We start from the raw sequence: 5596 nt of genomic DNA on the forward strand, positions 1-5596 counted from the left end.
AGCAGTCGCAGCTCTTTGATTTACAAACCGATCCTGGACAAACAACGCCGCTTGATGATCCAGAAAGGGTGGTGCAAATGTGCCAGCTAATTATCGATAATATGGTGAAACTTGACGCGCCTGCCGAAGCCTATAGCCGCTTTGGTTTTGCGCGTCCAGACGAGGGGGTCAAATGAGTCACCAGCCAAATATCCTGCTAGTGATGGCCGATCAACTGGCAGCGCAAGCCCTGTCAATCTATGGCAATAAGGTCTGCAAGACACCTAATCTTGAACGGCTTGCCGCGCAAGGCGCCGTGTTTACCAATAATTATTCGAACAATCCCTTATGTGTTCCCAGCCGCGCATCAATGCTGACTGGACGATTGAGCCCGGATATCCGAGTTTATGATAATGCCAATGAAATCGCATCATCATTGCCAACAATGGCGCATTTCATGCGTGCGCAAGGCTATCAGACGTTTTTGTGCGGGAAGATGCATTTTATCGGGCCGGATCAGCTTCATGGGTTTGAAGAACGCTTGACGACTGATGTTTATCCGGCCGACTTTCAATGGATCGCCGATTGGTCAGCTGGCCCGGCCTTTGTGCCATCAGGTACGGCTCTTAATGGGGTTGTTGAGGCTGGCCCCTGTATCCGAACCATGCAGGAAGATTATGATGATGATGTGGCGTTTCAGGCGTCTCGCAAAATCTATGACCTTGCCAGGTCAGAAGAAAAGAAGCCTTTTTTTGGGGTGGTTTCGTTCACCAGCCCGCATACGCCTTTTAACGTGGCGCAGCGTTACTGGGATCTCTATGATCACAAGGATATTGATTTGCCAGCCGTGCCCGAAATTCCTTTTGCCGCGCTTGATTATTTTTCCAAGGCTTTGTTCTTCGCACATGGTCGGCACCGCCATAGCATAACCGAGGATCATCTGCTGAATGCACGCCATGCATATTATGCGATGATTTCCTACCTTGATGAAAAGCTTGGGCAGATTTTGGATCAATTGGACGAAACCGGCTTGGGTGACAACACAATTGTCATTTTCACATCGGATCACGGCGAGATGATGGGCGAGCGCGGAATGTGGTTCAAGCAATGTTTCTGGGAATGGTCAGCGCGTGTACCGCTAGTCATATCGGATCGGCGCGCCGCAAAGAATATCCGAATTGATGCGAACAGCTCGCTTATTGATTTGCTGCCGACATTTATCGATTTTGGCGGACAGGATACGGCGTCGCTTCGCCCGGCTATAGCCGATCTGGCTGGGCATAGTCTTATGCCGCTTCTGTCAGGTGATGCCAGCGCAGCGGCAGATTGCGTGATCGCTGATTATCTTGCGATTGGGCCGTGCGTGCCGTGCCGTATGGTCAAAAAAGGCGCGTATAAATATATTTTTACCCATGGGCAGCCTGATCTTTTGTTTGATCTGGAGGCCGACCCCCATGAGCGCGTTAATCTTGCCGAAGATGCGTCCAATGCGCCAATAGTTGCCGCGCTTAAAAAGATTGGCATGGACGGCTATGACCCGGACATGCTGATAAACGAAATTGTCGCAAGCCAGCGTCGCCGGAGCTTTATCGCCAAGGTGCCGGGCAAGAAGCCGGATTGGGATTATGTGGCCTTTCAAGGGGATGCCGAGCGCTATGTTCGCCGTGATGGCGTCGATACGACAAAGTCGCGGCTTAGGTTGCCGCGCGCCGTGACGATACCACCAGACTTGCCTGAAGTTTCATCGACAATGATCGACCGCATGATGCGTGGCGAAATTGACTTTCAGAAGTAATACTTCGTCATGTCTATTATCTGGCTTGGATCGTGTGCCAGTCCCGTTGGGTAGATTAACTATTGCGCTTTGAATTTTCTATCGATGAAGCCTTTTTATCACACCTGATATTTTTTCAACGGCGCAAGATCTGGTTCAAAGCCCAGACCTGGCAAAGAGCCAAGGCTTGCCATACCCGGCGTTATGCTCAGCATGTCGCCAACCAACTCAGTGCGTAATGGATTTGGATTGATGTCGACTTCCAATATGCCGTCCCCGCCAACCGCGGCCAGCGCATGGGCTGAGGCAACAAGTCCGATGCCGCCGCCCAGATAATGCGGGCAGTAACGTTTGCCAGCGCTGATGATGTTTCGAGCAATCGGAACGGTTTTGCTAAGGCCGCCCCATTTTGCAAGGTCTGGCTGGATCACCGCCAAAACGTCTTGGTTAATGACGATGTTGAATTCTTTATCACCTTGAATATTTTCACCAGCGGCCAATGGCATTGACGCGGCCTTCTGTAAATGGCGCCACTCATCTTGCGGGCGATCGGCGGCAATTGGTTCTTCCAGCCATTTCAGGTCAAATTTGGCTAAGGCGTCCAGCATGGTAAGGGCTTGGTTCAGGTTCCATGCCTGATTGGCATCGACCATCAGATCGACTTTGTCACCAGCGAGATGGCTAAGCGTTGCAAGGTTTTCGCAATCCGTGCGTTCGCCAAAACCGATCTTGAGCTTCAGCCCACGATAGCCAAGATCAATCGCTTTGCTGGCGATATCGGCTGGGTTTGTTGGGTTAATGCCGCTGGCATAAACCGGAACTTCGCTGGTCTGACCGCCATATAATTTCCATAAGGGCATATCTTTTTGCTTGGCGTAAATATCGGATAGGGCAATTTCGATGCCAGCAATACATTGCGCCAGAGGGCCAAATTCGCCGGTTTGCAGGCCAAGAACCCAGGTGGATTCGGTTAGAAAGTCAAAGGCGGCTTCGGCTGTCGCATGGTCTTTTGATAGAACAAGCGGGGCAAAGACACTTGTGACTAAGTGGGCACGGTGCTCGGCCCCGACATTCGGAAAATTACACCAGATTTCGCCCCAACCTGTGATGCCTTCATCACTGGTCAATTTCACCAAAACCATCGGCCGATCCTGCATCAGGCCAAAGGAGGTTTGTACCGGTGTGGCCAGCGGAAAGCGATAGACCATCACATCTAGCTTGGTAATTTTAATCATATCTTAAGCTCAATATTATATTGAATGGCATCTCCCCGATACCGGACATCGGCGAAATAGATCAATTCATCCTGCTGGTTGGTGATATATCTTTTGACCCGCGCAATCGGATCACCGGCGGACACTTTGAGAATTGTTGCGGTTGAGTGATCCGCCTTTTCGAGACGCAATGACTGCCAAGTGCGGGCAATGCTAAGATCATCAAGCGAGAACAGAACCGGTAGAACCAGATGATTGCGAAACCGGTCTTCATGATCGTGAAATAGCGGTTCGGCCAGAAAAAAAGTGATCAGGCAATAACGCCCACCATGACGAATATGTACCCGCTTGATAAAGAAATAAGACGGCAGGAGGTGAAAATCACTGGCCTTTAACGGGGGCATGGCCAGCCCCTCATCAATCGATTCAACGTCTGGACTATCTTCGGCATAAAGATCAAGAATTTCCGTAACGGTTGATTCAAGCTGCAATGGTTGTAACCGCAATGCCGATGATGTGATAACGGTGCCGCGTCCCTGTCGGGACTGCACTAGCCCATCTTTTTGCAACAAACCAAGAGCTTGACGAACGGTCACAGTAGCCACATCGAATTGATCTGCTAAAACGGGAATCGGCGGAAAGAAATCTCCATTGTTCCAAACGCCGTCCTGAATTTGCGAACGCAAGGTTTCATAGAGCTGATAATATAGTGGCAGTGGTCGGGCCGGGCTGATCCGTGTTGCTGACTGACCCGCTATCTGTTTGTGCAGTTTTGTCATGCCATTTGTCCATTGGTTAAAGCGCTTGCTAAATCAAAGTGGCTTTGTTAAACATACTAACATACTAAAAATAGAATGTTTAGACAATTATGATAAATCTTGCTGGTCACACATTTACCCATGTCATTATTGGCGCAGGGTCTGCGGGGTGTCTTTTGGCGAACCGGTTATCATCCAGGCCTGACCATCAGGTTTTGCTCATCGAGGCGGGTAGCTGGGATCGGGATTTTTGGATTAAACTGCCCGTCGGCTATTTTAGGTCAATCAATAACCCATCGGTTGCCCGACATTTTGCGACCGACCCCAGCGGCGGTACGGCGGGACGGTCGATTATCTGGCCGCGGGGTCGGGTGATCGGTGGTTCGAGCAGTATCAACGGATTGATTTTCATTCGCGGGCAAAAAGAAAATTTCGATAGCTGGCGCGCTTTGGGTAATCAAGGTTGGTCTTATGATGATGTGCTTCCTTATTTTCGCAAGTTAGAAACATTTTCCGGAGCGCCGTCACAATATCATGGCCATCACGGTGATGTGCAGGTCTCACAATTACGCAACTATCATCCTCATTGTGCCGCGTGGATCGCCTCGGCTCGGCATCTTGGTCTGCCTGAAAATGACGATTTCAACGGGGCGTCGACCTATGGTGTTGGCGCATATCATCTTTCGATTGGCAAGCGCTGGCGTTCCAGCGCGGCGACGGCGTTTCTCAAACCAGCTTTATCACGGCCAAATCTAACGGTGCTAACCGAAACGATGGTTGAAAAGATTATCATCACCGATGGCGTGGCAACGGCGGTGCGGGTAAAAAATGCTCTGGGAAGCGCCGATATAAATGCCGCTGCCGAGGTTATTCTTTGTGCTGGTGCCATTCAATCGCCGCAGATTTTGCAATTATCCGGCATTGGCCCGGCCAAGCTGTTATCAAAATTAGATATACCAGTTCTGGTCGATCGCGCAGAAGTTGGTGGAAATTTGCAGGATCATTATCAGATGCGGACAATTGTGCAGATGAACGATCCGGTCTCGCTGAATAATCAGGTGCGTAATCCTTTGTCACTGTTGAAAATGGGATTTGATTGGCTGTTCAAAGGCAGCGGGCCATTAACGGTTGGTGCCGGTCAGGTTGGCGGTGCAGCGCGAACCGAACATGCGCCAAATGCCGCCCCTGATATTCAGTTCAATGTGATGCCCCTGTCGGTCGATAAGCCTGGCGAGCCTTTGCATCGCTATTCTGGCTTTACCGCGGCGGTGTGGCAATGCCATCCAGCATCGCGGGGGCGCATTGATATTGCCTCGCCAAATCCGGCGGCAGACCCAATAATACAGCCAAATTACCTATCTGCAGAGCTTGATCAAAAAACAATGGTTGCCGGTATTAAAATGCTGCGTAAGATATACAAACAACCCCAGTTTCGATCCTTGTGGCATCAGGAAATGGTGCCAGGGAGCCATGTTCAGACAGATGATGAAATACTTGCTGCGATCAGAGCTGGTGGTGGCACAGTCTATCATTGTGTTGGCACTTGCCGCATGGGCGTCGATAAGGATGCGGTGGTAACACCACAGTTAAAAGTTCGTGGTGTTGAAAGATTGCGCGTAGTCGATGCGTCAATAATGCCATTAATTACCTCAGCAAATACCAATGCGCCCACTTACATGATTGCCGAAAAGGCTGCTGATATGATTCTGCAAGGATCGTGAAAAAAATCTCAAATTAACGTTACTATTTATAACTATGGGCGAAATGGAGACAAACCGATGTCATACCCAGAATTGAAAATGCTCATTGCTGGTGACTGGGTTTTTGGCAGTACGGGCAAAAGCGAGCCGGTTATTTGTCCGGCTGACGGC

4 protein-coding genes are annotated in these 5596 nt (G+C 50.1%); 2 read left to right on the forward strand and 2 right to left on the reverse strand.

Features of this window, described 5'->3' with window-relative positions; genetic code table 11:
• The first annotated feature begins 172 nt into the window (after positions 1–172).
• Entirely contained in the window at positions 173–1774 is a 1602-nt protein-coding gene (gene betC, locus ABNT28_RS09775) for a choline-sulfatase (RefSeq protein ID WP_348721489.1), read from the forward strand.
• Positions 1775–1872: 98 nt separating this feature from the next.
• Here betC and ABNT28_RS09780 read toward each other — a convergent pair whose 3' ends face one another.
• Both ABNT28_RS09780 and ABNT28_RS09785 read right to left on the reverse strand, forming a co-directional pair.
• Positions 1873–2988: a mandelate racemase/muconate lactonizing enzyme family protein gene (locus tag ABNT28_RS09780; protein ID WP_332923587.1), complete on the reverse strand. Its 1116-nt coding sequence runs from the start codon at positions 2986–2988 to the stop codon at positions 1873–1875.
• Positions 2985–3746, reverse strand: coding sequence for a GntR family transcriptional regulator (locus ABNT28_RS09785; protein ID WP_332923586.1), 762 nt, complete (start codon positions 3744–3746; stop codon positions 2985–2987). The genes ABNT28_RS09780 and ABNT28_RS09785 overlap by 4 nt, the downstream gene beginning before the upstream one ends.
• Positions 3747–3835: 89 nt before the next feature.
• On the opposite strand from ABNT28_RS09785, the gene ABNT28_RS09790 reads away from it, so the two are divergent.
• Positions 3836–5446 (forward strand): GMC family oxidoreductase N-terminal domain-containing protein, encoded by a 1611-nt coding sequence (locus tag ABNT28_RS09790; protein ID WP_332923585.1) that lies wholly within the window; start codon positions 3836–3838, stop codon positions 5444–5446.
• Positions 5447–5596: the final 150 nt, after the last annotated feature.

The sequence above is a fragment of the uncultured Candidatus Puniceispirillum sp. genome (assembly GCF_963979125.1).
In the GTDB taxonomy this organism is placed as follows: domain Bacteria; phylum Pseudomonadota; class Alphaproteobacteria; order Puniceispirillales; family Puniceispirillaceae; genus Puniceispirillum.

Excerpts from the sequence above, each read along its gene's own strand:
- ABNT28_RS09785 (WP_332923586.1), bottom strand. The coding sequence starts at position 3,746 with ATGACAAAACTGCACAAACAGATAGCGGGTCAGTCAGCAACACGGATC.
- ABNT28_RS09780 (WP_332923587.1), bottom strand. The coding sequence starts at position 2,988 with ATGATTAAAATTACCAAGCTAGATGTGATGGTCTATCGCTTTCCGCTG.
- betC (WP_348721489.1), top strand. The coding sequence starts at position 173 with ATGAGTCACCAGCCAAATATCCTGCTAGTGATGGCCGATCAACTGGCA.
- ABNT28_RS09790 (WP_332923585.1), top strand. The coding sequence starts at position 3,836 with ATGATAAATCTTGCTGGTCACACATTTACCCATGTCATTATTGGCGCA.